1 protein-coding gene is annotated in these 264 nt (G+C 43.2%); it reads right to left on the reverse strand.

The window, feature by feature from the left end:
* The coding region (locus F3J02_RS18390; RefSeq protein WP_228284365.1) for a hypothetical protein at positions 1–264 on the reverse strand (264 nt) is incomplete at both ends.

The following is a 264-nucleotide window of genomic DNA, read 5'->3' on the forward strand; positions in this document are numbered from 1 at the left end:
CAATGTTACTTGTCGTGATTGCACCAGTTGTCGCATCAATCGTTGTATTGCCACCAATTGCATTCTTCACATCATTTGCTGTGTTGAATAATTGGCTACCATTCACCGCATCAGTTGAGCTTGAATTCACCGCACCTGCTTTTACGTTAGTAATCGTGGTACCACCAGTACCTGCAAGCGTGATCTTGTCTTTAGTCGTTGCATTGTCATATTTAACTGCTGCATCGTCTAACGTACCCAACTTGCTATCAACTGCTGCCAATT

This window comes from Acinetobacter sp. Tr-809 (assembly GCF_011753255.1).
GTDB lineage: Bacteria > Pseudomonadota > Gammaproteobacteria > Pseudomonadales > Moraxellaceae > Acinetobacter.